Source organism: Paenibacillus sp. MY03, assembly GCF_002165585.1.
GTDB lineage: Bacteria > Bacillota > Bacilli > Paenibacillales > Paenibacillaceae > Pristimantibacillus > Pristimantibacillus agaridevorans.
On record NZ_MXQD01000015.1, the window covers coordinates 97,807 to 123,373 of the forward strand.

Annotated in this window: 21 protein-coding genes; 6 read left to right on the forward strand and 15 right to left on the reverse strand. The window is 53.5% G+C overall.

Annotated elements, in window-relative coordinates; translation table 11 throughout:
- Positions 1–6: 6 nt before the first annotated feature.
- The 4 genes from B1748_RS16945 to B1748_RS16960 are packed head-to-tail and all read left to right on the forward strand — an operon-like array spanning position 7 to position 4,245.
- Positions 7–1,560 carry a spore germination protein gene (locus tag B1748_RS16945; RefSeq protein ID WP_256975725.1) on the forward strand — a complete coding sequence of 518 codons (1,554 nt, stop codon included), beginning with the start codon at positions 7–9 and terminating at the stop codon, positions 1,558–1,560.
- 51 nt (positions 1,561–1,611) lie between these two features.
- Positions 1,612–2,820, forward strand: a complete 1,209-nt coding sequence (locus B1748_RS16950) for a Ger(x)C family spore germination protein (RefSeq protein WP_087569118.1) — start codon at positions 1,612–1,614, stop codon at positions 2,818–2,820.
- A gap of 39 nt (positions 2,821–2,859) precedes the next feature.
- Positions 2,860–3,111, forward strand: coding sequence for a hypothetical protein (locus B1748_RS16955; protein WP_087569119.1), 252 nt, complete (start codon positions 2,860–2,862; stop codon positions 3,109–3,111).
- A gap of 42 nt (positions 3,112–3,153) precedes the next feature.
- Complete coding sequence (locus B1748_RS16960; RefSeq protein WP_087569120.1) at positions 3,154–4,245, forward strand: GerAB/ArcD/ProY family transporter; 1,092 nt, start codon at positions 3,154–3,156, stop codon at positions 4,243–4,245.
- Positions 4,246–4,285: 40 nt separating this feature from the next.
- On the opposite strand, the gene B1748_RS16965 is transcribed toward B1748_RS16960, so the two are convergent.
- The 3 genes from B1748_RS16965 to B1748_RS16975 all read right to left on the reverse strand — a co-directional run bounded on the left by B1748_RS16965 (position 4,286) and on the right by B1748_RS16975 (position 7,143).
- A complete protein-coding gene (locus tag B1748_RS16965; protein WP_087569121.1) occupies positions 4,286–5,641 on the reverse strand; it encodes a hypothetical protein in 1,356 nt (451 codons plus the stop codon).
- 4 nt (positions 5,642–5,645) lie between these two features.
- Complete coding sequence (locus tag B1748_RS16970; RefSeq protein WP_256975729.1) at positions 5,646–6,131, reverse strand: sigma-70 family RNA polymerase sigma factor; 486 nt, start codon at positions 6,129–6,131, stop codon at positions 5,646–5,648.
- A 184-nt stretch (positions 6,132–6,315) separates the two neighbouring features.
- The gene (locus tag B1748_RS16975; RefSeq protein ID WP_087569123.1) at positions 6,316–7,143 is read right to left on the reverse strand and encodes a helix-turn-helix transcriptional regulator; all 828 of its coding nucleotides are present in this window, start codon (positions 7,141–7,143) and stop codon (positions 6,316–6,318) included.
- A gap of 170 nt (positions 7,144–7,313) precedes the next feature.
- Here B1748_RS16975 and B1748_RS16980 point away from each other — a divergent pair, with 170 nt between their 5' ends.
- The gene (locus tag B1748_RS16980) at positions 7,314–8,978 is read left to right on the forward strand and encodes an acyltransferase (RefSeq protein ID WP_087569124.1); all 1,665 of its coding nucleotides are present in this window, start codon (positions 7,314–7,316) and stop codon (positions 8,976–8,978) included.
- Positions 8,979–9,965: 987 nt separating this feature from the next.
- Here the strand turns inward: B1748_RS16980 and B1748_RS16985 are convergent.
- From B1748_RS16985 to B1748_RS17015, 7 genes are all read right to left on the reverse strand, one after another.
- On the reverse strand, positions 9,966–10,925 hold the full coding sequence (locus tag B1748_RS16985) for an alpha/beta fold hydrolase (protein WP_087569125.1): 960 nt from the start codon (positions 10,923–10,925) through the stop codon (positions 9,966–9,968).
- 142 nt (positions 10,926–11,067) lie between these two features.
- Positions 11,068–12,144, reverse strand: a complete 1,077-nt coding sequence (locus tag B1748_RS16990; RefSeq protein WP_087569126.1) for a family 43 glycosylhydrolase — start codon at positions 12,142–12,144, stop codon at positions 11,068–11,070.
- Positions 12,145–13,107, reverse strand: a complete 963-nt coding sequence (locus tag B1748_RS16995) for a glycoside hydrolase family 43 protein (protein ID WP_087569127.1) — start codon at positions 13,105–13,107, stop codon at positions 12,145–12,147. It lies immediately after the preceding gene.
- 14 nt (positions 13,108–13,121) lie between these two features.
- Entirely contained in the window at positions 13,122–13,955 is an 834-nt protein-coding gene (locus B1748_RS17000) for a carbohydrate ABC transporter permease (protein ID WP_087569128.1), read from the reverse strand.
- Positions 13,948–14,871 (reverse strand): carbohydrate ABC transporter permease, encoded by a 924-nt coding sequence (locus B1748_RS17005; RefSeq protein ID WP_087569142.1) that lies wholly within the window; start codon positions 14,869–14,871, stop codon positions 13,948–13,950. The genes B1748_RS17000 and B1748_RS17005 overlap by 8 nt, the downstream gene beginning before the upstream one ends.
- A gap of 25 nt (positions 14,872–14,896) precedes the next feature.
- Positions 14,897–16,276 (reverse strand): ABC transporter substrate-binding protein, encoded by a 1,380-nt coding sequence (locus tag B1748_RS17010; protein ID WP_087569129.1) that lies wholly within the window; start codon positions 16,274–16,276, stop codon positions 14,897–14,899.
- 153 nt (positions 16,277–16,429) lie between these two features.
- Positions 16,430–17,281, reverse strand: coding sequence for an AraC family transcriptional regulator (locus tag B1748_RS17015; RefSeq protein ID WP_087569130.1), 852 nt, complete (start codon positions 17,279–17,281; stop codon positions 16,430–16,432).
- A gap of 332 nt (positions 17,282–17,613) precedes the next feature.
- Here B1748_RS17015 and B1748_RS17020 point away from each other — a divergent pair, with 332 nt between their 5' ends.
- The gene (locus B1748_RS17020) at positions 17,614–20,520 is read left to right on the forward strand and encodes a glycoside hydrolase family 66 protein (protein WP_179215632.1); all 2,907 of its coding nucleotides are present in this window, start codon (positions 17,614–17,616) and stop codon (positions 20,518–20,520) included.
- A gap of 104 nt (positions 20,521–20,624) precedes the next feature.
- Here B1748_RS17020 and B1748_RS17025 read toward each other — a convergent pair whose 3' ends face one another.
- From B1748_RS17025 to B1748_RS17045, 5 genes are all read right to left on the reverse strand, one after another.
- The gene (locus B1748_RS17025) at positions 20,625–21,020 is read right to left on the reverse strand and encodes a type II toxin-antitoxin system VapC family toxin (protein WP_087569132.1); all 396 of its coding nucleotides are present in this window, start codon (positions 21,018–21,020) and stop codon (positions 20,625–20,627) included.
- A complete protein-coding gene (locus B1748_RS17030; protein WP_179215633.1) occupies positions 21,017–21,259 on the reverse strand; it encodes an AbrB/MazE/SpoVT family DNA-binding domain-containing protein in 243 nt (80 codons plus the stop codon). The genes B1748_RS17025 and B1748_RS17030 overlap by 4 nt, the downstream gene beginning before the upstream one ends.
- A 156-nt stretch (positions 21,260–21,415) precedes the next feature.
- Positions 21,416–22,315 (reverse strand): carbohydrate ABC transporter permease, encoded by a 900-nt coding sequence (locus tag B1748_RS17035; protein ID WP_256975726.1) that lies wholly within the window; start codon positions 22,313–22,315, stop codon positions 21,416–21,418.
- A gap of 42 nt (positions 22,316–22,357) precedes the next feature.
- On the reverse strand, positions 22,358–23,263 hold the full coding sequence (locus B1748_RS17040; protein WP_256975727.1) for a carbohydrate ABC transporter permease: 906 nt from the start codon (positions 23,261–23,263) through the stop codon (positions 22,358–22,360).
- Between the two features lie 190 nt (positions 23,264–23,453).
- Positions 23,454–24,803 carry an extracellular solute-binding protein gene (locus B1748_RS17045; RefSeq protein ID WP_087569134.1) on the reverse strand — a complete coding sequence of 450 codons (1,350 nt, stop codon included), beginning with the start codon at positions 24,801–24,803 and terminating at the stop codon, positions 23,454–23,456.
- Between the last annotated feature and the right edge of the window lie 764 nt (positions 24,804–25,567).

Sequence of the window (25,567 nt, forward strand, 5' to 3'; positions counted from 1 at the left end):
TGAAGGATGGGCTACGAATCAGGCGGTATGGCGCAAGACGGCCAAAGCACGACAAACGGCATGACGCAGAAGCAGAACAAATCGGCAGACCGTGCAGCTCGTCCGCTCTCGCCATCGCTGGACGCGAATCTTAAGGAATTGGAAGACACGTTCGCGGGCAACTCGGACATTATTTTCCGACATTGGAGCTTCGGACCCGATTTCCGTGAACGTGCCTGCTCCATCTACTTCTCCTCCCTTGTGCAGGAAGACAACATCAACTATATGAAACATTCGCTGCAGGATCTCGAGACCCATGAGGTAGGGCCGGGTAAAGATCTTACGATGGAGGAGCTGCGAAATTTCTTCGAGCGCAGCGGCGTCTCCGCCAAAAAAGCGACAGTCGTTAAAGATATGTTCATGGTGGAGGAAGAAATCCTGAACGGCCGGCTTGTCATTCTATTCGACGAATGGAGCAAGGCGCTCAGCTTTAAAGCGAAGTCCGTCGAGACCCGACAGGTCAACGAGCCCGTCAATGAATCCGTCGTCATCGGCCCCCGCGAGAGCACCGTCGAAAATTTGCAGAAAAACCTCGGCCTCATCCGTCTCCGGCTGAAGACGACGAAGTTCAAAATTATAATGGTCCAGGGCGGAGGCGAGACGAACACTTCCATTGCTTACGGCTATATCGAAGGAAGGGTCGACGGCGAGCTGCTCCAGGAATTTCAGCGCAGAATCGCGGACGTCGACAAGCTAGAAATTCTGGAGACCACTTATATCGAGCAATTGATCGAGGATTCCAGCTACTCTCCTTTCCCCCAGCACCGGTATACGGAGCGGACGGATATGGCGGCGGCCGCGCTTCTGGACGGCAAAATTATCGTCCTGGTGCAAGGAACGGGCGGCATTATGTTATGTCCGGGAAAATTCACGGAATTTTTCCAATCCAGCGAAGATTATTACCAGCGGACGCTAATCTCTACCATGGTGCGATGGCTCCGTATTATCGCCTTTGTAATCGCGCTTACGCTGCCCAGCATCTATATTGCCTTGTCCACCTTTCACCCGGAGCTTATACCTACCGTATTGCTGCTTGCGATTTTGAACGCTCGGGAAGGCATTCCGCTGCCGGCGTTTTTCGAGGCGCTGCTGATGGAGTTTTTTTTCGAGCTCATGCGGGAGGCCGGCGTTCGGTTGCCCCGGCCGGTTGGGTCGGCAGTCAGCATCGTCGGCGCGCTTGTCATCGGTGAAGCGGCCATCAGCGCGGGGATCGCTTCGCCTATCATGGTCATTGTCGTTGCTTTAACCGGCATTGCTTCGTTCTCCCTGCCTCAGTACGGCATGGCAATCTCTTTGCGCATATTACGTTTTCCGCTTATGGCAAGCGCGGCCTTGCTGGGCGGATTCGGCATGATGATCTGCCTGCTGTTTATCCTGCTCCATCTCTGCAAGCTGCGATCGCTTGGACAGCCGTACATGGCTTCGTTGATGCCTCTTCGCTTAAGCGATCTCAAGGACGTGCTGCTGCGCATCCCGCTCAAGAAGCTGCTCCGCCAACCTCGCAATTTGCATAAGCAATAACTACCTTCCGGTCCATGCGCCTGCGGCGGAAGCCCGTATTGGAGATGAACGATGTTGATAGAAGATAGAACTCCCCTGCCGCGCCGGCTGGCTCAACGACTGCGCTCCCGGATCCGAAAGGTGTTGAAGCTGATGCTCGCGGCCGCCATGCTCGTCTTGCCTACAGGCTGCTGGAGCAAATATGAGCTGACGGAAAGAGCGTTCGTCATGGGTGTGGCGCTCGACCTTCGTGACGACGGCAAGCTCGATATGCTGACGCAAGTCTATCGGCCTTCGTCGTCGGAAATCGGCAAGTCGACGTCCACGATCGTAGGCTCCAGCGTTAACATCAAGACGTCGGACGATACCGTTATGGAGGCGATCCGCGACATTCCGATCCACTTGGGAAGGAAGGCTCAGTGGAGCCATATGCGCGTCATTATCGTAGGGGAGAAGCTTGCCAGAAGCCTTAATCTGATCCAGACGCTGGATCTGTTCTATCGCGACCATGAGCCGCGGAACAGCGTCTCCCTCATGATCGCGAAGGGAAAGGCAGCACATCTGTTCGAGAAAACGCCGCTTATCGAACAGACGAGTTCGCAGCAATTTTTAAGGACGAGCGAATCGTCGCACCGCAACGCTGCGAAGACGCTGGATACGACCTTGCTGGATCTGATCCGCCGAATGAAGAGCGTGCAGAAGGACATGGCCGTCGCTTACGTTTACGAAGAGGGCAAAACCTCGCAATTTTTTTCCGCCGCAGGTCTCGCTTTGCTTCATGACGGCATGATGAAGGACGTACTCCCCGCAAGCAAAGTGGAGGGCTTCCTGATGTTAAGCGGCGATTACAAATCAGGCGCCGTCGAAATCCACTGCCCCGGCTCCAAGACAGAGCTCGAGACGGCGGAGGTTCTCTCGCTCCATTCCAGCATAAAACCCGTGGTGAAAGGAGACGATGTCCGTCTAGTTCTTCGCATCGAAGGCGATATTACAATCAATGAATTAAAATGCTCGAAAATTAGCACAGCCGAGGAAGAAGCCATGTTTGTAAGCGCCATTGAGGAACGGATCAAGGAGCAGGCAGCGGGCGCCCTTTCCTTTCTGCAGAAGCGGCAAATCGATGCGATCGGCCTAGGCAATCGCGTCTACAGGACTCATCCGCAAGCCTGGTCTCGCATGAAAGCCGATTGGGGCACCCGCTTCGCCGCTATGCCTTACGACATTTACGTGAGAATGCGGCTGGTTTCAGGCGGCACAATTCGGAGCAAAACCATGTCTTGACCATGTCAAGACAGTCGAAGTCGGGGGAGGGGAACGAGGATGTGGGAAAGATGCCTTGTAATCGCGATTGCATTTGGCGGCGTACTTCTATTCGACGGCTTTGCGCTTAGGGGAAAGCTGACTGCGCGCGACAAGCTCGTCTACGGATCAATCGTCCTCATCACGGTTTATGGAGCAATCGACTTCGCCATGAACCAGGATTGGCCGGATTATCTGGATCTCGCCAACATTCCGTTCGGCAAGGCAGCGAAAACCATGGAGCAGCTGCTGCAGACCGATTGGGAGCGCTAGTCAGAACTGCATGGAGCTAATCAGGAGGAAGGGAGGATCGCCATGGACAAGGAACAGATCAGCCATATTCAGCTGGGCGTGCTTTTCTTCGTATTTATGACCGGTTCCTCAATTATCAACGTCCCGGGCCCGCTCATCGGCAAGGCAGGCAACGGCGCCTGGATCTCGCTCATCCTGTCCGGGGCAGCCGGCTTCGCCGTGCTGGCCATGCTATTGTATTTGGCCAAGAGGTTTCCGGATTTGACCTATGCGGATTATAGCCGCAAGCTGATCGGCAGTGTGCCAGCCACGGTGCTGGGTCTTCTGTCGCTTACCTTCATGCTTCAGATGCTGTCGGCTATGGTCATGGATGTCGCCCTCTTTATGGTGAGCTCCATGCTGAGGGAGACGCCGCTCTATATCTTCACCTCTCTGACCTTGCTGATCGCTGCGCTTACCGCCAGGGCAGGCATCGAAGTGATGGCACGCATGTTTATGTTCATTGTGATCATCACCGCCCTCTTCCTGCTCTCAACGCTCTTGCTCTCCATTCCGGAGTACATGCCGCAGCATCTGCTTCCGATTCTCCCAAAGGGGTTCAAGCCCGTGCTGCACGGCGCTTACTTCTCCTTCGGCTTCCCATTCGCAGAAGTGTTCGTGTTCGGCATGCTGATCCCTTTCGTGGCTCCCAAGAACAGAGGGCGTATACCCGCTACGTTATCCATCGCGTTAATTTTCAACCTGTTTACCTTATCGGCGGCAACGATTGGCGGAATTATGGCGTTCGGTCCCTATGCAGGCGAGATTCCATACGTCCTCTATTCGATGGCCCGGCTCGTGGAATTCCAGGAGATCATTCAGCGTATCGAATCCATCATCGGCATGTCGCTCATCCTGGGCTCCTATATGAAAACGTCTATTACACTCTACGCCATCTCCCTGTTTGTGGGACGCCTCTTCAGACTCCGGGACAGCTCCGTCATCGTCATGCCCCTGGCCCTGCTCGGCTTCATAACGGGCATGGTCACGTACGACGGCCCATCCGGCTGGGGAGCCAGCGTCACCTCCGTTCACCCTATCTGGGCCGCTGCGGTATTCATCATTCCGCTGATGCTGCTGACCATTATGGCGGTTGTTCGGAAGAAGGCGGGGTAAAGCCGGTGCCGGAATTCCCGGTGGATGATCGTGTCGTAAACTACCGCAAATCGCTCAGTACCCATGGCCCTTTTACGACAAACTGCGGCTCCCCGATGTAGAAGGTGATTTCCTTCTGGCCAGGCTTCACGGTCAGCCATTCTGTAATGGCACCCGTCACCTCGTTTAGTTCGGAAGAGTACGACATCGCGCTTTGGCCTCTTTTCCCATACAGACGATAATGTTGCAGCGTTCTCGGTTGTTCCGGATCAAAATGAGTATCCACTTCGACGCGCACGCTCTCGGCATCAACGCGCTCTATGCTCCTAAAATCGATCGTGAATCCCAAGATTTGGCTTGCCACATTAATTTCTTTCTTGCCTTCCTTCGGTACCGGCAGGGTCACTTTAACCGGCTTCGCATCGGGGTCGATAACTCGAATAGCGGGAATAACCACCTGATAATACTTTGATCCTATAGAGTCATCAAATAGCAGCTCTCCCGGCTTGATGAAACCTTTTTCTTCTTTCAACTCCAGCTCACGCCCTTGATCATCCGTTAGCTTGAGCTGCAAGCCTTCTGCAATCGAACTTTTGCCGTATGAATCCACTTTCTGGCGGCCAGACAATTGAGTAAGCAGATTTATTTTAGTAGTTCCCCCATCTAGCGGAGTCACGATACCAGTAACGGTTATACCGTTCTTGCTGTCACTTGAGCCAAATCCCTCCAACTCTTCAGCAGTAGCCGCCTTCGACAGCGGAATCGAGCCGATGAGTGTATTTCCGAACCGAATACTAACTATTCCGAGCCCGTTGTCCGGGATGTTTCCTTCATAGTAGTATGTGGCCTGCCATGGACCGTTGCCCCCCCATGCTGCGCTGCCTCGTTTAAATTCGTATTCCCCTTGCTCCGTCATCAGCACGAGGTTTTTCACCTCTGTAGCGCTAGCATGATTCCCGCCTAGAGAAATTTGCGAAATGGATGGCTCGATGAGCACGCCCTCCACCGTAATTCTGCCATATTCCCCTATCGAGTCTATCGGTTTAGGCAGCACGTACGCGATGTGCTCCGAATCTTCGCTTGGCTGCACGAAGCCGAAGCCCGGGATGAACTGCAGCACTTTCTGCATTTCGGCTAGCGCCCCGGGCGAAAGGGAAATAAAAGCCGTACCCAGAATAAAAATTGCGCAGACGGCAGCAATCCATCTCCGACGTCCTGGATTTCTGCGCGACTTTGCTTTTGTCAAGCGTTTCTCGCCAACAATCTCCATACCCAATTGACTAAAAGTACGTTTCCTGATTCGCTCCCATGCGGCAGCATCTGCTGCCTCCTCCTGGCATAGCTCAATCTCTCCTGCATCGTCCAGTTCCTGATGATCCATCCACGCGAATATTTCTTTTTCGTCCTTCTGAGTCATTTCCTTATTCCGCCCTCCTTTCGCCAAGCTTAGCTTTAAACCATTTCCGAAGCCTGTACAGGCGGCTCTCCACCGCTTTCACGGTCAGATTGAGACCCTGCGAGATTTGTTCGATGGATTCGTAGGAAAAATATCGCCGGTAGAACAAGCTCTTATCCGGTTCAGGTAGAGCATGGACCAGTGCAAGCAGCTCCGCGGATGCTTCTTTGGTTAGCACTTTCTCTTCCACGCTCGCCCCGGCAGCAGCATGCCCGTCGAACGACTGCATGACTTGCTGTCTTAACAGTTTCCGCCGCGCATCGAGAGCGGCGTATTTGGCTAAAATCAGAAGCCAGGTCCGCAACGTTCCTTTCTTCATATCGTATTCATCAATTCGTTTCCAAGCCGCTAGAAACACGTCGCTGACGCATTCCTCCACATCTTCCGTCCTGCCTGCGCCTGCAAGAACCCGTCTCACAAGACCGTAAACTACATCCCCGTATTTCTCCATCAAACTTTCAAGCCCCGATGGCAGACGGTGGCGCAAGGCGTCTAGCGTCTACCAGCTGTTGCTCCTCCCCGCTCATAACCTCTCCCTTTCAAGTCTTGTTAAGCTCCTATATCTATAACTACGTCACCAGATTCCGGAATCCCTCAACCTAAAAAATAAAAGACCGGATAGTGACTCCGATCCCTCACGTTCCGCCCTTCATCTGGTCCCTCCAGGCCTTCGGCGGCAGTCCCGTATATTTTTTGAAGCTTTTGCTGAAATGGAATTCGTCCGCGTAACCGCAGCTTTCCGCGATCTCCTTCATCGTGCTGTCTGCGTACAGAAGTTGCTTCTTGGCGTGCTCGGCCCGAAGAACGCTCAAATAATCCTTCGGACTGCGTCCCAGATGGCGCTGAAACAGATTGCGCAGATGCGAATCCGATATGCCGCAGCTTCTCGCCAGCTCGCTGAGTTTAACCTGGCCGGCATACCCTCGGTCGATGGCCTGCTTGGCACGCTCGAACGCATCGGCGGATTGCGCGCTTCCCGTCTGCGCTTCTCTCATTCGGCGCCTAATCGCGCTGATTAGCCGGAACAATGCTCCTTTGGTAATCAACTCGCCATCCGCCTGTCCCGGCACCCAACCCGCCTCTATCTCCCCGAACAGCTTGTCGAATTCATGCGCCGCTTCTCCGTGGGCCTCCAGAAGGAAAGGCAGCGGCAGCGCCTCCTCGACCTTCCGCCAACTTCCGGCGTCCCCTCCTCCTTGCATCGCGGATATCAGCACCATCGTAATTTGCAGGGGATGACGTTCATCCGTCTCCATGGAGAGTTCCAACCCGGGATGCATATACAACAGCATTCCTGCACGTACGGCGAATTCGCTTTCTCCCCGGAAAACGCCGCGTCCTTCCCTAATCCAATAAAACGTATGCGCCGACCGATTCTGCCGAATGTCGCGCCAACCGGGATAAGTCCTCTTATCCATCACCAAATGGACGTGCAAGTGCAGCTGCCGAAGCAACTCCTCCATGGCTTAACCTCCCGTCGTAATCGACAATGCCCTTGCCGATCGTCATTCGTATGATAACGAGCATAATCTCGCGAATCGATTTTGACAAGTATGCGATCGGTATTACCATGTTTATCTAGGCACCGTCATGTTAAAATCAGCGTGATTATGACAAAGGGGAGGGAATCCTAATGACGCTAAGGCCGATCGATTATATGCCATGGATGGCCAAGACGGAAGAAGAACGGCAGACCCAACAAACCTTGCAGGACAATCTGGAAGCACGATTTGAAGGCAAGTTCGGCAGCAACTGCTTTGTGTCTGCGGAATCGTTGTTCTATCCGGATTCATTTCGCATTGGCGATCGCAGTTACATTGCGGGCGGAGCGATCGTACGCAATACGCATCTTATCATGGGAAAAGATTGCTCCATTAACGCTTACGCAGTCGTCTCCGGTCGCATCACGATCGGCGACGGTGTACGGATCGCATCGCATGTCAGCTTGTACGGCTTCAATCATGGTTACGCCTCGACGGAGATCCCGATCTTTCAACAGCCTCATACTTCGCTTGGCATTGTGATCGGAGATGATGTATGGATTGGCGCTGGCGCAGTTATCTTGGACGGCGTACGGATCGGCTCTCATGTCATCGTGGCCGCGGGAGCCATCGTTACCAAGGATGTCCCCGACTACGTCATTGTCGGCGGCAATCCTGCCAAAGTCCTTCGCAGCAGGCTTGGAGGCGACAGATCTGTTGCTTCGACATCGGACGCAAACGATCGCGGCAAAGGGAGAGACGCGCTTGCGACACGCCTTAACAAATTTGGCGCCGGCGTTGCCGGACAAATTCCGGATCTGCTTCATCATTATGAGGAGGCGGACGGAAATGAACGTTATTTCCGCGACCGTCCCGGCTTCAAGCGTACCGTCCGCGCTTATTGCGATGCCGTCGAGATCGCCGCAATGTTCGGCGATCTGCCGCCCGGCTGGTCGCGAGAAGAGCTGATCGCGAAGCTTGACGGCTTCCAGGATGCGGAATCGGGACTTCTGCCGGATCCATGGTCGCCCCCAGACGAAGAGACGTACGATCCCGCTCTGCTCACGGATCATCTCTCCCGCTACCATCTGCTCGCCGTCGGATACGCGCTGGAGGTGCTGGGCTCGGCGCTTCCGCATGCCGTCCAAGTCGTAGAGAGGCTGGATACGCCGGCGTTGTACGCGAAGTTGGCAGCCCTGCCATGGACGAACAACGCTTGGGGCTGCGGCGATTGGATCGACTGTTACGCGACGGGGCTCTACCATAACCTTAAGCACTTCGGCTCCACCAAGCGGCCCGACGACCTGTTCGGCTGGCTGCACACACACGCAAATCGCTTGACGGGGTTATGGGGCGAACCGACGGAAGCCGATGGGTGGCTGCAGCCCGTCAACGGCTTTTACCGTCTGACCCGCGCCACGTATGCGCAGTTCGGCATGCCGCTCCCTTATCCGGAAACGGCCATCGACACTATTCTTGCCCATAGCCGCAACGCGAAGTTTTTCCGCGAGGACCGGCTTAACGCCTGCAACGTGCTGGACGTCATCCATCCGCTGTGGCTGTGCATGAAGCAGACCGATTATCGCCGTGACGAAATCGTCGCCTGGGCGGAGCGCCACATCGAGATCGTCCTGCGCGGCTGGGTGCCGAACCGCGGCTTCGCTTTCGTCCTGAGCGAACGCGAGTCCACGGGCTTGCAAGGGACGGAGATGTGGCTCAGCATCCTCTACTTGCTCGCCGACGCGTGCGGGCTCAGCTCTACGCTCGGCTACGAACCGAAGGGCGTGCATCGATTGGAGCCGGCTTGGCGGTTGTAAAAATGAAACAAGGCGAAATGGCAACGGTCCTTGGGCCGGGAGGTGCGTTTCGTCCCGAAAAAATCGGCTTAATGCTCCAAGCGGAGTTACTTTCGGCGCTGTAACCCGGAAAAATCGGGTTACAGCTCCAAGCGGAGTTACTTTCGGCGCTGTAGCCCGAAAAAATCGGGTTACAGCTCCAAGCGGAGTTACTTTCGGCGCTGTAGCCCGAAAAAATCGGGTTACAGCTCCAAGCGGAGTTACTTTCGGCGCTGTAGCCCGAAAAAATCGGGTTACAGCTCCAAGCGGAGTTACTTTCGGCGCTGTAGCCCGAAAAAATCGGGTTACAGCTCCAAGCGGAGTTACTTTCGGCGCTGTAGCCCGAAAAAATCGGGTTACAGCTCCAAGCGGAGTTACTTTCGGCGCTGTAGCCCGAAAAAATCGGGTTACAGCTCCAAGCGGAGTTACTTTCGGCGCTGTAGCCCGAAAAAATCGGGTTACAGCTCCAAGCGGAGTTACTTTCGGCGCTGTAGCCCGAAAAAATCGGGTTACAGCTCCAAGCGGAGTTACTTTCGGCGCTGTAGCCCGAAAAAATCGGGTTACAGCTCCAAGCGGAGTTACTTTCGGCGCTGTAGCCCGAAAAAATCGGGTTACAGCTCCAAGCGGAGTTACTTTCGGCGCTGTAGCCCGAAAAAATCGGGTTACAGCTCCAAGCGGAGTTACTTTCGGCGCTGTAGCCCGAAAAAATCGGGTTACAGCTCCAAGCGGAGTTACTTTCGGCGCTGTAGCCCGAAAAAATCGGGTTACAGCTCCAAGAGGAGTTACTTTCGGCGCTGTAGCCCGAAAAAATCGGGTTACAGCTCCAAGCGGAGTTACTTTCGGCGCTGTAGCCCGAAAAAATCGGGTTACCGTCCCGGGGCAATACTTCGTTTCCTAAAACATAAAAAAAGCCCCTCAACTCTCTCGAAACCGAAACCAAGTGAGAAGCGGGGCTTGTCATTTATTTTATTAACCTTCCAAAAAGAACTGAATCGTCCGATCCGACGATCCCGGCAAACCTTCATGACCGAAGTCCGGATAGATGGCGAGCTGTTTCTTGGCCGTGATTTTGTTGTACATCGCAAACTGCGTGGACGGCGGGCAGATCGTATCCATCAGGCCGACGTACATGAGCACCTCGCCTTGAATGCGGTTCGCAAGGAACTGCAGGTCGATGTAGCCCAGCTTCTCGAAAATTTCGTCCTCGCGCTCATGCAGCGGGTCAAAATGGCGGAAGTACGTGCGCAGCTCGGCATAAGCGTCCTTCGCCAGATCCATCTCCCATACGCGCTTGTAATCGCACAAGAAAGGAAACACCGGTGCCAGCTTCTTAACACGCGGCTCCAGCGCCGCGCAGGAGATCGTCAAGGCTCCGCCCTGCGATCCGCCCATCGCGTAAACTCGCTCAGGATCCACCTCCGGCAGCTCAATGGCGATGCCGGCGAGCTGTGCCGTATCCAGAAAGATCTGACGGAACAGGAGATTGTCCGGGTGATCGTCAAGTCCCCGAATGATATGGCCGTGATGCGTATTGCCTTTTACGCCGCCGGCATCCTCGGAGGAACCGCCTTGTCCGCGGCAGTCCATCGCCAGCACGGAGAAGCCCAGCGACGCATAGGCGAGCTTATCGCTCCAGTCCCCCGCATGCCCCGTGTAACCATGGAACATGACGATTGCCGGATGCGGCTCCTGCACGTTTTTGGGACGAACGTATTTGGCATGAATGCGCGCGCCCTTGACGCCCGTAAAATAAAGATCGAAGCAGTCCGCCTGCGGCGTCTGGAATGTGCTCGGCACCAGTTCCACGTTTGCGTCAACGGCGCGAAGCTCCTCCAGCGCGCGATCCCAATATGCGTCGAAGTCCGCGGGACGCGGGTTCCTTCCCTGGTATTCTTTCAACTGGTCTAGCGGCATGTCTACTTGCGGCATCTCTCAATTTCCCCCTCGAATAAGTGCAATGATTGGCATAAGGCCGTTATAGGCTTCAGCTCGAATAAACCCATAATACTCCTTTTTGACAGCGATTCCAACAAAAAAAAGAACGTCCAAAAAGGACGCTCTCCTTCTACCGTTAACGTTGAATAACCGGGCCTTCCGATTGCAATTCGGAGGTTGGCCCTTGTCCGCCGTTGATGACCGGCCAATCATTAAGCCAGTCGATTCGGTCAAGCATCATGGCTCGTCCCGATACATCAGGATGGATCAGATCATAGGCATGGTAAAGCATCCAATCCTGCCCCGCATCGTCCTGAATCACCGCATTATGCCCCGGCGCCAGAAACCGGTCATTCCTTTCGAGAATCGGATTCCCGGCATAAATCTCGAACGGCCCGACCGGCGATTCGGATCTTGCGACCATGACCGAATAATGTGCGTTGTGACCGCTATCCTGACAGCAGTAATCGCCGGAGTAAAACATATAATAATAATTAGCTCGTTTGATTACCCAGGGCGCCTCGACCAGCTTGTCATAACCGTCGCGCACATCAAACTGCCCGGCCCATATCGCTTCCGTCTTCTCGCCGACAACGCTCATTCCGTCGGCAGATAGCTCCTGCGCATATATAGGCATGCCGTTGGAACCCCAGTACATGTAGCGCTTGCCGTCTTCGTCATCGTACACAAACGGATCAATCGTATCGAAGCTGATTCCCGCGAGCACCGGTTCTCCCTTATCCTTATAGGGTCCTTCCGGGTGATCCGCCACCGCAACGCCAATCCCCATACCGGTGGATTCATCGTCGTCATTAAGCATCGTCGAATAGTATACATAATACTTCCCGTCATAATAGGTGATATGGGGCGCCCAAAAATAATTGTAAACGGTCCAATCCGGCACGTTCTCCACCGTGAAGACGGTCCCTCTCTCCTCCCAGTGAACCAAATCCTTCGATCTCAAAATCGGAAGGGGAGTAAACGTTCCGTTACGAGTCGTTTGGGTCGTGACAGCATAATAATACCCATCGTCAGCCTTCAGCACGGTTGGATCCGGCGCGTCGGACCGATAAACCGGATTGGTATACGGAACAGGCTCGCCCGGATCCTCTCGGGCTTGCATCCATACCAAGACCGCTCCGACTGCCGCAGCGCACAGAATCAATAGGAACCCGATCCAGACCAGGCGTCTTGCCTTAAAGACTCTGCCCATTTACTCGTCACCCGAGGCTACCGGAAGATCCGTATCTAGCGAAGCCGGAACCCCGAAGTCCGGTTCTCCCTCCTCGGACCAACCGAATTTCTGGATATGCGTGCTGCGTTTTTCGCTCCCCCCGCCGGATTCCGGAATCGCGTGATACACGATCCAATCCTCTGTCCCGTCAGGGGAAACCGTAAAGCTGTTGTGTCCGGGCCCGAATATGCCGTTCTTGACGGATTTGCGGAAAACCGGCGTTTCGCTCTTGGACCAGGAAGACGGATTCAAGAGATCGCTGTGTTCGGGTGCGCTCAGCATCCCGAGCGCATAATCATCCGACCAGCAGGTGCTGGCCGAATAGATCAGAAACACTTTGCCGAAACGCTTTAGAAAGCAAGGACCCTCGTTGATCGCCATTCCGCCTTGCTGCTCCCACTCGTACTCCGGCTTTGTCAGCAGCACATTCTTGCCTTTCAACGTCCATGGATCCTCCATCTCGGCCGCATAGATCGCCGAACCGTATAACGGGTAATGACCGTATCCCGCATACATAAAAATCAGCTTTCCTTGGTGCTCCAGCACGCTGCCGTCCAGACCGGCGAATTCGGTGTTGACCGCGCCTCTCTCGATCCACTGCCCGTCTAACGGGTCATCGCTTTCATTCTCAAGCACATAGATTCTGCGAGTATCGTCGCCGCCGCCGTCATTCGCGGTAAAGTAGATATACCACTTTCCTTTCAAATAATGAATCTCCGGCGCCCATAAATTTTTGCTGTTCATTCCGGATGCCGGCGGCAGCCACACCACTTTGCGTTCTCCTTCCGCAATGCGGTTCATAGAGCGGGATTTGAACAATTCCAGACGATTTCCCGCGGTCACCATAAAGTAATAATATCCGTCCGTGTGCCTGTACATCCACGGATCGGCTCCGTTAGCCAAAATCGGGTTCCTAAATGTAGTCTCTCTTGCCGTTTCCATGCTTAATCTCCTCCCTATCCCTTCAGCCCGGTCATAGTGATGCCCTCAACGAAATAGCGTTGGGCAAAGAAAAATAGAATCACCGTCGGGATAAGCGCCAGAACGGATCCGGCCATAATTAAAGTCCAATTCGAAACGTAATAGCCTTGAAACGATGCCAAAACAAGCTGCAGCGTAAATTTCTCCGGGCTGTTGATATAAATGAGCGGTCCAAGGAAATCGTTGTAGCCGCCCAGGAATCCGAATATGCCTTGCGCGGCGAGCGCCGGCTTGGACAGCGGCAGCATAATTCGAATAAATACGCCGAACGGATTCAGGCCATCGATCTTCGCCGCATCCTCCAGCTCGGACGGAATGGTTCGAAAATATTGACGCAAAAAGAATACGCATGCCGCCGACCCGAACAGGCCAGGTATCATTAGCGGCTTCCAGCTATCCAGCCACCCGATGGTCTTGAACAGGATGAAGGTTGGAATCATCGTTACCACGCCGGGAATCATCATCGTCGTAAGCAGCGCAACGAACAGAAACTCTCGGCCCGGGAATCGAAGCTTGGCGAATGCGTAAGCGGCCAATGCGCTAGTAAGCAACCCGACGAACATCGGCGGCAAAATGATAATAAGGGTGTTCATAAGACCCCCGAACAAAGGGGCCTCCGTTAGTACGGTTACATAATTGCTCCACTCGATCGGCTCAGGAATCCAGCGAATCGGATATTCGAATACTTTGCCTTCCAGCTTGAGCGATGTGGAGAACATCCAGAGAAAAGGCAGGAGCATAAATACCGTGCCGATAATCAGAAAGGCATATGCCGATAATTTCCCGAGCTTGTTTTCTTTATTATTCATAGTGCACCCACCTCCGGGACAGCCAGAAGTTGATCAAGGTGATGATCATGATCAGAATTCCGAGTATCCATGCCATAGCGGAAGCGTAACCCATATCCATGTAACGGAACGCATTCTGGAACAAATAATACACAATGGTCATTGTCGAATATTCCGGACCGCCTTCGGTCATGATCATAAACCGGACAAAATCCTGCAGTGCCGCGATAACGGCTGTGATCAAAATAAACAAAGTAGTTGGCGAAATGCCGGGAATGGTCACATAAAGGAATTTCTTCCAGCTTCCGGCACCGTCGATCTCAGCCGCTTCATACAACGTTGTAGGCACACCCTGCAACGCTGCCAAATACAGGATCATATGAAATCCAAGACCGGCCCATACGCCTTGAATAATCATGGAGGGCATGGCCCAACGAACATCGTTGAGCCACGCGGGTCCAGATACGTTGATCAAGCCAAGCAAGTAATTAAGCAGGCCGTAATCGGCATTAAAGACCCACTTCCAGAGCAATGTCAATGCAACGACGGAGCATATCGTAGGCAAGAAAAATACCGTTCGAAAAAACTTGATTCCGACTATCCTTTGATTAAGGGCAATCGCGATCGCAAGCGCTGCCGCCATTCCGATCGGAATGCCGATCGCGGCATATAACGTGTTCACCAGCGATTTCCAGAATAACGGGTCTTCCAGCAAAAGCCTTGCGTAGTTGTCCGCACCGTTAAACGTCGGCGGATTAAACGCATCATATTTCGTAAAACTCACATAAACCGAATACCCGATCGGAATAAATGCGAACAGCATAAATCCCAGGATAGGAGCAGCGACGAACGAATATCCCCATAGATACTCTTTGTTGAATTTTCGCTTAGCCTTGCGGCTCGGTTGAACGGGGCGGTTCTCGGAGACCTCCGTCATAATCAACTACGTCCCCTCCTTTCCATCATTCGAACAATTTCGGGTTTCCTTCTTTAATCAATTTATCAATTTCCGGCTTCAACTCGTTCATAAGCGCCTCGGCCGTTTTTCTTCCATCCCATACTTGAGCCAGGTTTTGATTCAGCGTATCCCACCATTTGGCATTCGGAAGGTTCGTCCATGGACCCGGTTTTTGAACCTCTGCCGCTTTGACGAATACTTCCGCATGCTCAGGCTTCTGTCCCGGCTGCAAGAACACATCGCTGTTCGCCATCGACTTGAAGCTCGGAATGGCAAAGCCCATCTCGGATTGCAGCTTTTGCCCTTCCGGACCGCCCAGATACTCCACCAATTTGAAAGCCGCATCCGCATTAGCCGTTTTGCTATAGATGCCTAACCCGACTGAACCGCTATGACCATCCCATTGGCCGTTTGTCGGATTTGGCGCAACATCCCAATCAAAGTCCAGCTTCCGATAAGTCGGCACCATCCAGCGGCCTTGCTGCATCATCGCCAGCTTGCCGGTCTCGAACATTTGACCGTCGTTCATCGCTTGCAGCGCTCTGGAGTCTGGCGAAACACCGTGCTTGTTCCGCAGATCCGCGGCGAATTGCAACGCGTCCGTTGCCGCTTTCTCATGCATCATAAACTCTTTGCGGTCGTCGCTTAGGATCTTGCCGCCATTGCCCCAGATCCAGCCTTCCCACCACGCCGGTCCCATGCCGTATTGCTCCGGCTTTCCGTCGCCGTTCTCGTCCTTGGTAAGCAATTTCGCCGTCTCGAGCAGCTCATCGAACGTCATTGGATTTTCCGCGCTGGGATAAGGGACGCCAGCGGCGTCAAACAATTCCTTATTGTAATACAAGACAATGGGGCCGATATCTTTAGGCAAAGCATACAACTCGCCTTCCCCCGTCTTTTTGCCGTCATACTTGTAACGCTTGAGACCTGATTCCCACATATCCCCAATATCGATATTGCTGGATTCGACGTAATTATCGATCGGCATCAACAAGCCCGCGCTTACCCATCTGCCGAAGTCGCCATCCGGTACATACAATACGTCAGGAGCGGTTCCGCCAGCCAGCATTGTGTTCATTTTGCCAACGTAATCGGCTGGCATGTGCATATATTCCACATCGATAGTCGGGTTTTTGGTTTCAAAGTCCTTGATCAGCTGGTCGAATACCTGCTTCTCGGACGGATCTCCCCAGCCGGCGAATTTAACTTTCACCTTATCGCCTGTATTCGCTGCTCCGTCGTTGTCGACCGCAGCGTTATTGTTGTCTGTACCCTGATTGACATTTTTGCTGGCGTTGGGCTCTTTCGTGCCCGCGCAGCCGACAGCGGCAGTTGCCAACACGATAAGGGATACCGTCGTACATATTGCTTTTTTTGCTTTCATTTGCTTTCCCCCTTTTTGTTCATTGGATTATGGTTTGCCCCTTTAGTTTATCAACTCCTGAGTATGAACGGTTCATGGAAACGCTTCCGATTGCAAGCCAAAAAAAACAAAAAACCGCCGTTTTCGACGGTCGTTTTCGTATTTGTTCGTTCTTCAATTCGAGCCAGCCTCTTCCCTCTTTCTCCACTCCAACGGAGTTTTCCCGAAATGCTTGACGAATAGTTCATGAAAGCGGCTGGATGAAGTGAAACCTACCTCGGAGGAGATCCATTCAATGGGCTTGAGTGTTTGCTGGAGCAGTCTCTTGGCTTCATTTAACCGTAGACTGATAATATATTGTTTCGGCGATATACCGACCATTTCTGTGAATTTCTTGCGGAAAATGCTTTCGGACAAAAAATAACGCGCAGCCAAGTCGGATATTTTAAGTGCCGTTTGGTAGGAAGCATGAATCACTTTTAAAGCCTCTTGTATGATCTGATTATCGCTGCCTTGCTCGATTCGGGAAGCCTTCATCGCTTCCGACGCGTTGACATGATAACTGAGAAGCAGCGATTCAAACGCGTTTCGCATTAAATCGTAAGATAATTCGCCGTGCTCTCGTCTGGACCATTCCTCTTCTAATTGTCTCAAAGCCAATTCTGCTTTATCCAGCTGCCACCCGCTCAACCTGGAAACTAGAATATGATCCGGATTTTGTTGAAAAGCATTTCCAACTAAATATTGGCAATAAGAAGGGACTTCATGTTTGAAAAAGTGGACGGATATCCCCTTCCATGCTTTCAAGCATACGAATCCGTGAAACAGATTAGCCGGGATGAGGATCAAGTCGCCTCTTGCAACAAGGATGTTATGACCCTGGGTCATATAACTGCCTTCTCCGTCCAAGATGAGAGTTAGCTCGTCTGATTCGTGGGAATGCGAACGATACAGCCCTTCACCCTCCAGGGCCTGGAATACATGAGGTGCAAAATGTTCTATTTGTTCTACGAAAGCACGCCCCATATACGATCCCCGACTTTCCTTTATTAGTTGCTAATTCTATTGTAGTGGAAGCTGAAAGCGTTGACAACAGGATGCCCGTGCTACATTATCATTCGCTTTCGACTAATATAGAACTTCCTCTCTGGAAACTAGCGAATATAAAATACCAAATCGTAAAAATAGAACCTCGCAAATGTTGCCTCCCGACCGATACAATAAAAGTGCCGGGAACTCGGACAAGCTTAAGGGCCGCTTCCGCTCCCCATGATGATACCGACCTGTTCTTCTGCGATAGACGCGGTTTGGATGCCCCTATTCCCTGCCAACCTTTATGGAAGAGGATGGTGAGATTTATGTACGCTTTAAGGAAAAGACGGCTTTCCCTCCTGCTTGCGATGTCCCTGTTAGTCATGTGCGTCGCATCCGTCGTATCCCCTCCCCCGCAAGCGCTAGCATCAGGCTCTGGCGGCATCGAGCGGGTATTCACCGACAAAGCCCGCTATAATCCAGGCGACGCTGTCTCGATCAGCGTGCAGGCAAAAAACGGCACCGGCTCAAGCTGGAGCGGCGCCGCCCGACTGGAAATTTTTCATTTGGAGAACTCGCTGTACACCTCTTCCCAATCCTTATCGTTAACAAACGGACAATCCACGACGCTGACCTTCACTTGGACGGCTCCATCCACGGACTTCAGAGGTTACTTCGTCCGGATCGATGCCGGGACGCTGGGGCAAGGAGCAACGGCGATCGACGTCTCCAGCGCCTTCACGAAATATCCGCGATACGGGTATATTGGCGAATTCGAGTCCGGCGAGACGGCATTGGAGAGCAAGGCCAAGGTGGATCAGCTTGCGCAGGATTACCACATTAACGCCTGGCAGTTCTACGACTGGATGTGGCGGCACGACAAAATGATCAAGCGCACCGGCGGCAGCATCGACTCCACTTGGCTGGACTTGTTCAACCGCGAGATTTCCTGGTCCACCCTTCAGAATCAGATCGACGCGGTGCATGACGTAAACGGCAAGGCGATGGCTTACGCCATGATCTACGCCTCCCGCGAGAACTATTCGCCTCTCGGCATCAGTCCGACCTGGGGCATCTACGAGGACTCCTCCCATACGAACCAGTTCGACGTCGACTTCGGCGACGGCAGCACGTACCTCTATATGTTCGACCCGCAAAATCCCAATTGGCAAAATTATATCCATGCCGAATACATCGATTCCATCAACACCGCGGGCTTCGACGGCATCCACGTGGACCAGATGGGCCAGCGCAGCAACGTGTACGATTACAACGGCAACTCCATTGATCTCTCCACACGCTTCTCGCCGTTTCTGGACCAGGCCAAAAGCGTACTTAGCGCTAACAACCCTGCCCGCGACAACCTGACCTATAATATCGTCGACGGCACGGTAAACGGATGGGCGGTAAACGATGTAAGCAAAAACGCCGATCTCGACTTCCTGTACAGCGAAATCTGGTATCTCTCGGACAGCTACAACCAGCTTAAAAACTATATCGAGCAGCTACGCGCAAACGGCGGCAACAAAGCGGTCGTGCTGGCAGCCTACATGAACTATGCCGACAATGCCGGCACGCGTTACGAAGCGGAGAGCGCGTCGCTGACGAACGTCTCGACGAATACGAATCATGCCGGGTACACGGGGAGCGGATTTGTCGACCAGTTCGCAAGCACAGGCGATAAGGTTTCCTTTGCGATCAACGCTCCCGAAGCAGGAGATTATTCGCTCGTATTCCGTTACGGCAACAACACAGGAGCCAATTCGACGCTTAATCTGTACGTGGACGGAAACTTCGTGCAGAAGCTGTATTTCTTCAACCAGAGCAGTTGGGGGACATGGAAGCACGACGCCTGGTACCAGGTGCCGCTGACGCAAGGAGCCCACACCGTAGAGCTGCGGTACGAATCCGGCAACGTCGGCGCGGTTAACCTCGACAGCTTGACGCTTGGCACGTTCGACGAACATTCCGTACGGCTGGCGGATGCCATGATGTCGGCGAGCGGCGCGACGCATATCGAGCTGGGCGACGACAACCAGATGCTGCCGCACGAATATTATCCAAACCGAAGCAAGACGATGCGAAGCTCGCTCAAAAACGCGATGAAGGATCATTACAACTTCATCACGGCTTACGAGAACCTGCTGTTCGACTCGGATGTCGTCCCTAACGACACCGGCTCGCAATTCGTGAATCTGACGGGCGTCAGCGCAAGCGGCGACGGATCGGCCAACACGGTCTGGTATATCAATAAAAGGACGTCGGATTACAATATCGTTCACCTCATTAATCTGCTCGGCAATGATAACCAATGGCGCAATACGGCGTCGCAGCCAAGCTTCCAGACCAATCTTCCGGCTAAAATCTACATCGGCGCGGACGAAACGATTTCGGACGTCTATCTCGCCTCGCCTGACCTGAGCGACGGGGAGACGCAGGAACTGGCATTCACTTCGGGCACGGATACCGGAGGCAAATACGTTTCCTTTACGGTGCCGGAGCTGAAGTACTGGAATATGATCTACATGAAACGTACGTTCAGCGTGCCTGCTAACGACATCTACGAAGCGGAGACGGCGATCAAGTCGAACGTCTCGACGAACACGAATCATGCCGGCTATACGGGGAGCGGCTTCGTCGACGGATTTTCTTCTACAAATGACGGCGTCTCCTTCGTCGTGAAGTCGACGGCCTCCGACGATTACGCGCTGCGCTTCCGGTATGCCAACGGCGGCTCCGACGCAACCCGGGACGTGTACGTCGATGGCAAGCTCGCAGGCACCGTTTCGTTTAAGAGCACGGGCTCTTGGAGCACATGGGGCTACGGCGAGATCACCGCGCGTCTGGAGCCCGGCCACCACACCATTGTGCTGTGGCAGACGAGCGGCAACACCGGGGCAATCAACCTCGATCATCTGGATCTCGACAAAACGTACATTTGGCAGTTCGACCGTCAAATTGTCAGCGTACCTGCCGGATACCGCATTACCTTCCGAACGGGATTGCCGGGCTGGGTGCACTGGGGCGTAAACGGCTGGACGGGCGTGACCGATACGCCGCTCCGGAGCAACGGCTCCCCGGACGGCAATCTGGATCACGAGACGTCCATCGGACCGTTCGCCACCGGCACCGCGGTCGACGTTACGTTCCTGTGGGACGACAACAACAACGGTATCCTGGAACCAAGCACGGACAGATGGGAAGGGACGGACTTCGGGATCAATGTGAGCTAGCGTGCAGTTTAAAGGTAGGATTTATCGCCAATAAGAAAGCAGGGTATGGATTCTCGGCTCGCGCAGCCGGTCCATGCCCTGCTTTTTATTTTGGATAACTCTTATTATCGAATAACGACAACTTCAACGCCTGTATCAAGCTCCGCCCAAGAACGATCGGCGGTTAACACGAGGCCGCTTTGTTTTTGGCCAAGCGCAAGACAGGCCCGGTCACCGAATGAGAGTCCAAGCGATTTTGTCGCGCTTCTCAAGGATGCTGCGGAAACAGCCATGTCCGTAGTGAAATCAACGATTTGTATGCCCAACAGGAGCAAGTAACTTAAGGTTTGTTCGTATGGCATTTGCAATTCCTGCTGTTTGGCCAGAACCTCCGAAACATTGACAGTCGATACCATGGCCTCGCCAATCTCCAGATAGTGCTCGACTACTTCTCCTCCAGGCTCTCGAAAAAAAAAGGCAAGAATCGCTGAAGCATCCAGCACAACCTTTTGCCCGTTCATTCCGTTTCTCTCCTTCGATCGTCGATTAGTTCCTGCGACAGAACTCGGTCGCCGATCTCGTACTTCGCCATTTGCTCCTGCACGTATTGAATAGCCTGCTTACGAGTGAGCAACACAAGTTTCCCTTCTTCCATATGGAGCATTAATTCATCACCTACATCGATTCCAAGCTCTTTTCTAACATCGACCGGGATGACGACTCGTCCTCCCTCTCCAAGCTTGACAGGGAATTGCTTCAAAATGGCACCTCCAAACGTTACTGGCAATTATAATCATTGTGTCACGTCAATTATCTCATGTCACAACAAATAGCACAATGACATATTAGATTCGACACTCTCCAAAAAACAGCAAAAACCCGCAGTCCTTTGCGGACGGCGGGTCCTCCTCCCAGCTTATCCCTTTACGCTGCCCTCCGACAGGTTCGGGTTGACGAATTGTTTCTGGAAGATAACGAAGATCGCGATAATCGGCATCAATGCCATCATGGAAGCCGCGAAGAACAAGCCATAGTAGGTCGCGTATTGGCCCCGGAATAGCTGCAGCGCGATGGGCAATGTGCGCTGGGCCTCCGTTTTGATCAGCGTTAAGGCCAAAATAAACTCGTCCCAGGTGCCGGAGAAAGCAAAAATGCCCAGTGTGCCGATAGCCGGAAGCGACAACGGAATGTAGATCGCGCGGAAAATCGTCCAACGATTGCCGCCGTCGATGACGATGGATTCCTCCAGCTCCGTCGGGATCCGCTCAAAGAATCCCCTCAGGAAAAACGTGCTGCCGACCACGCCGGTGCTAATGTAGACCAAAATCAGACCGGAGTAGGTATCCACGAGCCCCAGTGACTTAATAATGGTGAACTGCGGAATGATGTTCAAAATGGCAGGGACGAACATCGAGAACAGAAACAGCTTGAACAGAAACTCCTTGCCGGGAAACGGGAATCTCGCGAAGGCATAAGCAGTCGTGCAAGCCAGCGAAAGCGACAAGATCATCGTAGCGGAAGAAACGAACAGGCTGTTGACGAAATAGCTGGAGAAATTGTTTTTATTCCATGCCTCGACGTAGTTAACCAGCGTTTTTTCGCTGTTAAGCAGCTTCTGCGGGCTCGGCAGGCTGAAGTTGTCCGTCGTGATCGACGTCAGAATCATATAGACGAACGGCCCGATCACGAAGCCGATGCCAAGGATCAGCACGATATGGGCAAGCCAGGACGCCATTCGTTTGGCGCTGCTTGGACGATTGGGAGTCGCCTTCCGATTCGTTGGCGCGCCTGGCTTTGCGGGTACGGCAGTATTCATACGAAATCTCCTTTCTTGCTATGCGCAAACGACGGCTTTCGTCTAATATTCGATCCGCTCCTTGCCAAACGTTCGCTGGTTGCCGTACGTAATGACAAAGATGAGCAGTCCCAGCATGACGCTGATCGCGGCGCCGTAACCGAAGTCGAAGTATTCGAAAGCGTGCTTGAACATATACGTGTTGACCAAATGCGTGGAATCCAGCGGACCGCCCTTGGTTATGAGAAACACCTGGATAAACGCCTGAAACGCGCCGATGATGAGGTTAATGACGACGTAAGCGGTCATGGTGCGCATGAGCGGAAGCGTAATATGAATGAAAGCCGTCGGCCCTCTCGCTCCATCAATCTGCGCCGCCTCGTAGAGCGATTTCGGAATGGATTGCAGCGCTGCAAGATACATAATCATGACCCAGCCGACGCCCTTCCATATGCTGAGCAGCCAAATGACGATATTTGCGCTCCATGTATTCTGCAGCCAGGCGACCGGCTCTTTTGTAACTCGGAGCACGTCCGTAAGCAAATAGTTGACGATGCCGCTACTGCCGTCGCTAAATAGAAATTGGAACAAATAGCTGACGACGATCCACGAGCTGATGACGGGCAAATAATACACGAGCCGGAAAAACACCTTGAAACGAATGAATTGCAAGTTGATGATCATCGCCGCCAAAATACCGAGCACCCATTGGCCGGGCACAGTCACGATGGCGAACAGCACCGTATTGCGGAACGCGACCCAGACGTTAGGGTCGTTAAATAACTTTTTATAGTTGTCGAAGCCGAGGAATACGCTTTGCTCCGGCTTGATGACCTTGTATTCGAAGAAGCTGATGTGTATGCCCTTTACGAGCGGATACAAGACGAACACGCATGTCATGATGAAACCAAGCGCCAGAAACGGCGCGACCTGGATATATTGTTTGAGCCCTCTGCTCACTCTGTTCATGTTTAGTTACCTCCTAGCGGCAGGCCTACTGTCAAGGCGAGACGAATGCTCGCGGTCTATTGGCAGCGATTATTGATCGTTGCTTTAAGGGCGTTGCCCGTTTGACGGGAAGCCCGATCGTATCCTCCCGATATCAAAAGGGGCGGCCAGCACAGGCCGGCCGCCGCCATCCTTCCGGGCCCGGAGGGCCTTATTTTTTGAGAAGCGCGTCGATTTCTGCCGCCGCCTTATCCAATGCGTCCTTCGCGGACGATTCCTTGCGAAGCGCGGTTTCGAAAGCCTTGCCGAACACGTCGCTGATCTGATTCCAGTTCGCGCTTGGCGTGCGCGCCAATGCCGTATCCATCTCGGCAACGTAAGCTCCGAGATAGTACACGTTCTTCAACTCTTCGGCATTTGCCGCGGCTACGTTCGTCGGAATAGCCCCGGTCTTCACGGCCATTAGCGTCTGGATCTCCTCCGTCAGCATGAACTGCGTAAACGTCCAGGCGGCATCAGGCTGCTTGGCGCCTTCGAAGATGACCATGTTCTGACCGCCGATGACGGAATGGCTTGCGCCGTCCGGACCGTTCGGCATTTTGGCCGGAATCATGTTGTCCTTGACCGCATCGCCAAGAATGCTGAAGAACCATGGGCCTTCGTTAATCATCATATAGCTGGCCGGCTTGCCTTCCTCGCCGCGCAGCCCTTCCCAAGTGCCCGGTTGACCGCCGAGGATCGGAGGAGCCAACAGCCCTTCGTCGTTCCAGCCGATGATCGTCTCCAAAGCCTTTACGCTGGCGTCGCTGTTAAGATGTCCCGTCGCCGTCGTGTAGTTGTCGTCCGTAATGCGGCCGCCTAGCGACCAGAACCATGGCGGCATGTTCCAGGCGTCCGGACCGCCGATCGTAATGCCGAATTTGCCCTTTGCCTTTAAGTTGCGCGCCAGTTCCACAAGCTCGTCGATTGTAGCTGGCGGTGCCGAAGCTCCCGCTTCCGCGAGCAGCTCCTTGTTATAGATCGCGATCTTCGTATTCGTGTCGAGCGGCACGCCGTAGTAGCTGCCGTCATAATAGTTCGTGGACATCGGCCCTTTAAAGGAATCCGCCACGACCTGATCGAAGCCCGGGAAGCCGTCTACCTTCTGCAGCACGCCTTCCTTCGCCATTCTCGGAATCCACGTATTGTCCATCCGCATAACGTCCGGCACCGCTCCGCCCGCAGCAGCCGTAATGACCTGCTGATCCAGGTTCTCCGTAGGCATGCGCGTCGACTTTACGGTAATATGCGGGAACTTCTCGTTAAACTTCGGCATCACTTCGTCGAGCAGCACTTTCTCTTCGCCCTCGCCGAACGCGTGCCAGAATTCGATTGTGACGGGATCCGCCGGCTTTTCCGTTGGTTTCGCCGTTTCTTCCGCCGCCGGTTTGCTCGGCTGACTTGTCGCCGCCCCGTTTCCACCGTTGTTTCCGTTATTGCCGCCGCTGCATGCGGTCAGCACCATCATTGCCGCGAGCCCTGCCGCCATCGGCTTGGCAGCCGACTTGATGTTCAGTTTCATCTCTTGATCCCCTCCATCGATGTGTGAGTACGCTTTCATTATAGGGCTGCAGGCTGGGGCCCTCCGATTGACTAACTACTTCTTTTGGTGCTTTTTATTCATCGCTTTGGTGCGCATGCAGGATTTTCCAGTAAAAAGGTGCGTTTTTCTCCGATTATCGGAACATAAGATACTGCTCGCCGCTGCGGTAGTCCGCCGCCTGATGTGACTCCGCCATATGCAGCGCCATGCGCCGGCTTCGAAGCATTATAGCGGACTTTTCCGCTATAATTCCGGCCAACCACTGACTTCGGCACTTTATAGCGGATTTCTCCGCTATAATTTCTGCCGACCACTAACTTCGGCACATTACAGCGGATTTCTCCGCTATAATTCCGGCCAACCACTGACTTCGGCACATTATAGCGGATTTCTCCGCTATAATTCTCGCCGACCACTAACTTCGGCACATTACAGCGGATTTCTCCCCTATAATCCCCCCGGCAGGTGCAAATGTGTGTGAAAAAGCGAGTACAATAGGGCGTGGACGGGCGGGGGCGAACAGATGTGTATGAAAAAGCGAGTACAATGGGGCGTGAACGGGTGGGGGCGAGCAGATGTGTATGAAAAAGCGAGTACAATGGGGCGTGAACGGGTGGGGGCGAGCAGATGTGTTTGAAAAAGCGAGTACAATAGGACGCGGACGGGTGCAACCGCCGGCCACCAACAGCATTATAGCGGATTTCTCCGCTATAATTCCCGCTAACCGCCGACTTCGGCACATT

Bases quoted from the DNA above. Each gene is read 5' to 3' on its own strand.
- B1748_RS16945 (WP_256975725.1), top strand. From the start codon at position 7: ATGGGCTACGAATCAGGCGGTATGGCGCAAGACGGCCAAAGCACGACA.
- B1748_RS16950 (WP_087569118.1), top strand. From the start codon at position 1,612: ATGTTGATAGAAGATAGAACTCCCCTGCCGCGCCGGCTGGCTCAACGA.
- B1748_RS16955 (WP_087569119.1), top strand. From the start codon at position 2,860: ATGTGGGAAAGATGCCTTGTAATCGCGATTGCATTTGGCGGCGTACTT.
- B1748_RS16960 (WP_087569120.1), top strand. From the start codon at position 3,154: ATGGACAAGGAACAGATCAGCCATATTCAGCTGGGCGTGCTTTTCTTC.
- B1748_RS16965 (WP_087569121.1), bottom strand. From the start codon at position 5,641: ATGACTCAGAAGGACGAAAAAGAAATATTCGCGTGGATGGATCATCAG.
- B1748_RS16970 (WP_256975729.1), bottom strand. From the start codon at position 6,131: ATGGAGAAATACGGGGATGTAGTTTACGGTCTTGTGAGACGGGTTCTT.
- B1748_RS16975 (WP_087569123.1), bottom strand. From the start codon at position 7,143: ATGGAGGAGTTGCTTCGGCAGCTGCACTTGCACGTCCATTTGGTGATG.
- B1748_RS16980 (WP_087569124.1), top strand. From the start codon at position 7,314: ATGACGCTAAGGCCGATCGATTATATGCCATGGATGGCCAAGACGGAA.
- B1748_RS16985 (WP_087569125.1), bottom strand. From the start codon at position 10,925: ATGCCGCAAGTAGACATGCCGCTAGACCAGTTGAAAGAATACCAGGGA.
- B1748_RS16990 (WP_087569126.1), bottom strand. From the start codon at position 12,144: ATGGGCAGAGTCTTTAAGGCAAGACGCCTGGTCTGGATCGGGTTCCTA.
- B1748_RS16995 (WP_087569127.1), bottom strand. From the start codon at position 13,107: ATGGAAACGGCAAGAGAGACTACATTTAGGAACCCGATTTTGGCTAAC.
- B1748_RS17000 (WP_087569128.1), bottom strand. From the start codon at position 13,955: ATGAATAATAAAGAAAACAAGCTCGGGAAATTATCGGCATATGCCTTT.
- B1748_RS17005 (WP_087569142.1), bottom strand. From the start codon at position 14,871: ATGACGGAGGTCTCCGAGAACCGCCCCGTTCAACCGAGCCGCAAGGCT.
- B1748_RS17010 (WP_087569129.1), bottom strand. From the start codon at position 16,276: ATGAAAGCAAAAAAAGCAATATGTACGACGGTATCCCTTATCGTGTTG.
- B1748_RS17015 (WP_087569130.1), bottom strand. From the start codon at position 17,281: ATGGGGCGTGCTTTCGTAGAACAAATAGAACATTTTGCACCTCATGTA.
- B1748_RS17020 (WP_179215632.1), top strand. From the start codon at position 17,614: ATGTACGCTTTAAGGAAAAGACGGCTTTCCCTCCTGCTTGCGATGTCC.
- B1748_RS17025 (WP_087569132.1), bottom strand. From the start codon at position 21,020: ATGAACGGGCAAAAGGTTGTGCTGGATGCTTCAGCGATTCTTGCCTTT.
- B1748_RS17035 (WP_256975726.1), bottom strand. From the start codon at position 22,315: ATGAATACTGCCGTACCCGCAAAGCCAGGCGCGCCAACGAATCGGAAG.
- B1748_RS17040 (WP_256975727.1), bottom strand. From the start codon at position 23,263: ATGAACAGAGTGAGCAGAGGGCTCAAACAATATATCCAGGTCGCGCCG.
- B1748_RS17045 (WP_087569134.1), bottom strand. From the start codon at position 24,803: ATGAAACTGAACATCAAGTCGGCTGCCAAGCCGATGGCGGCAGGGCTC.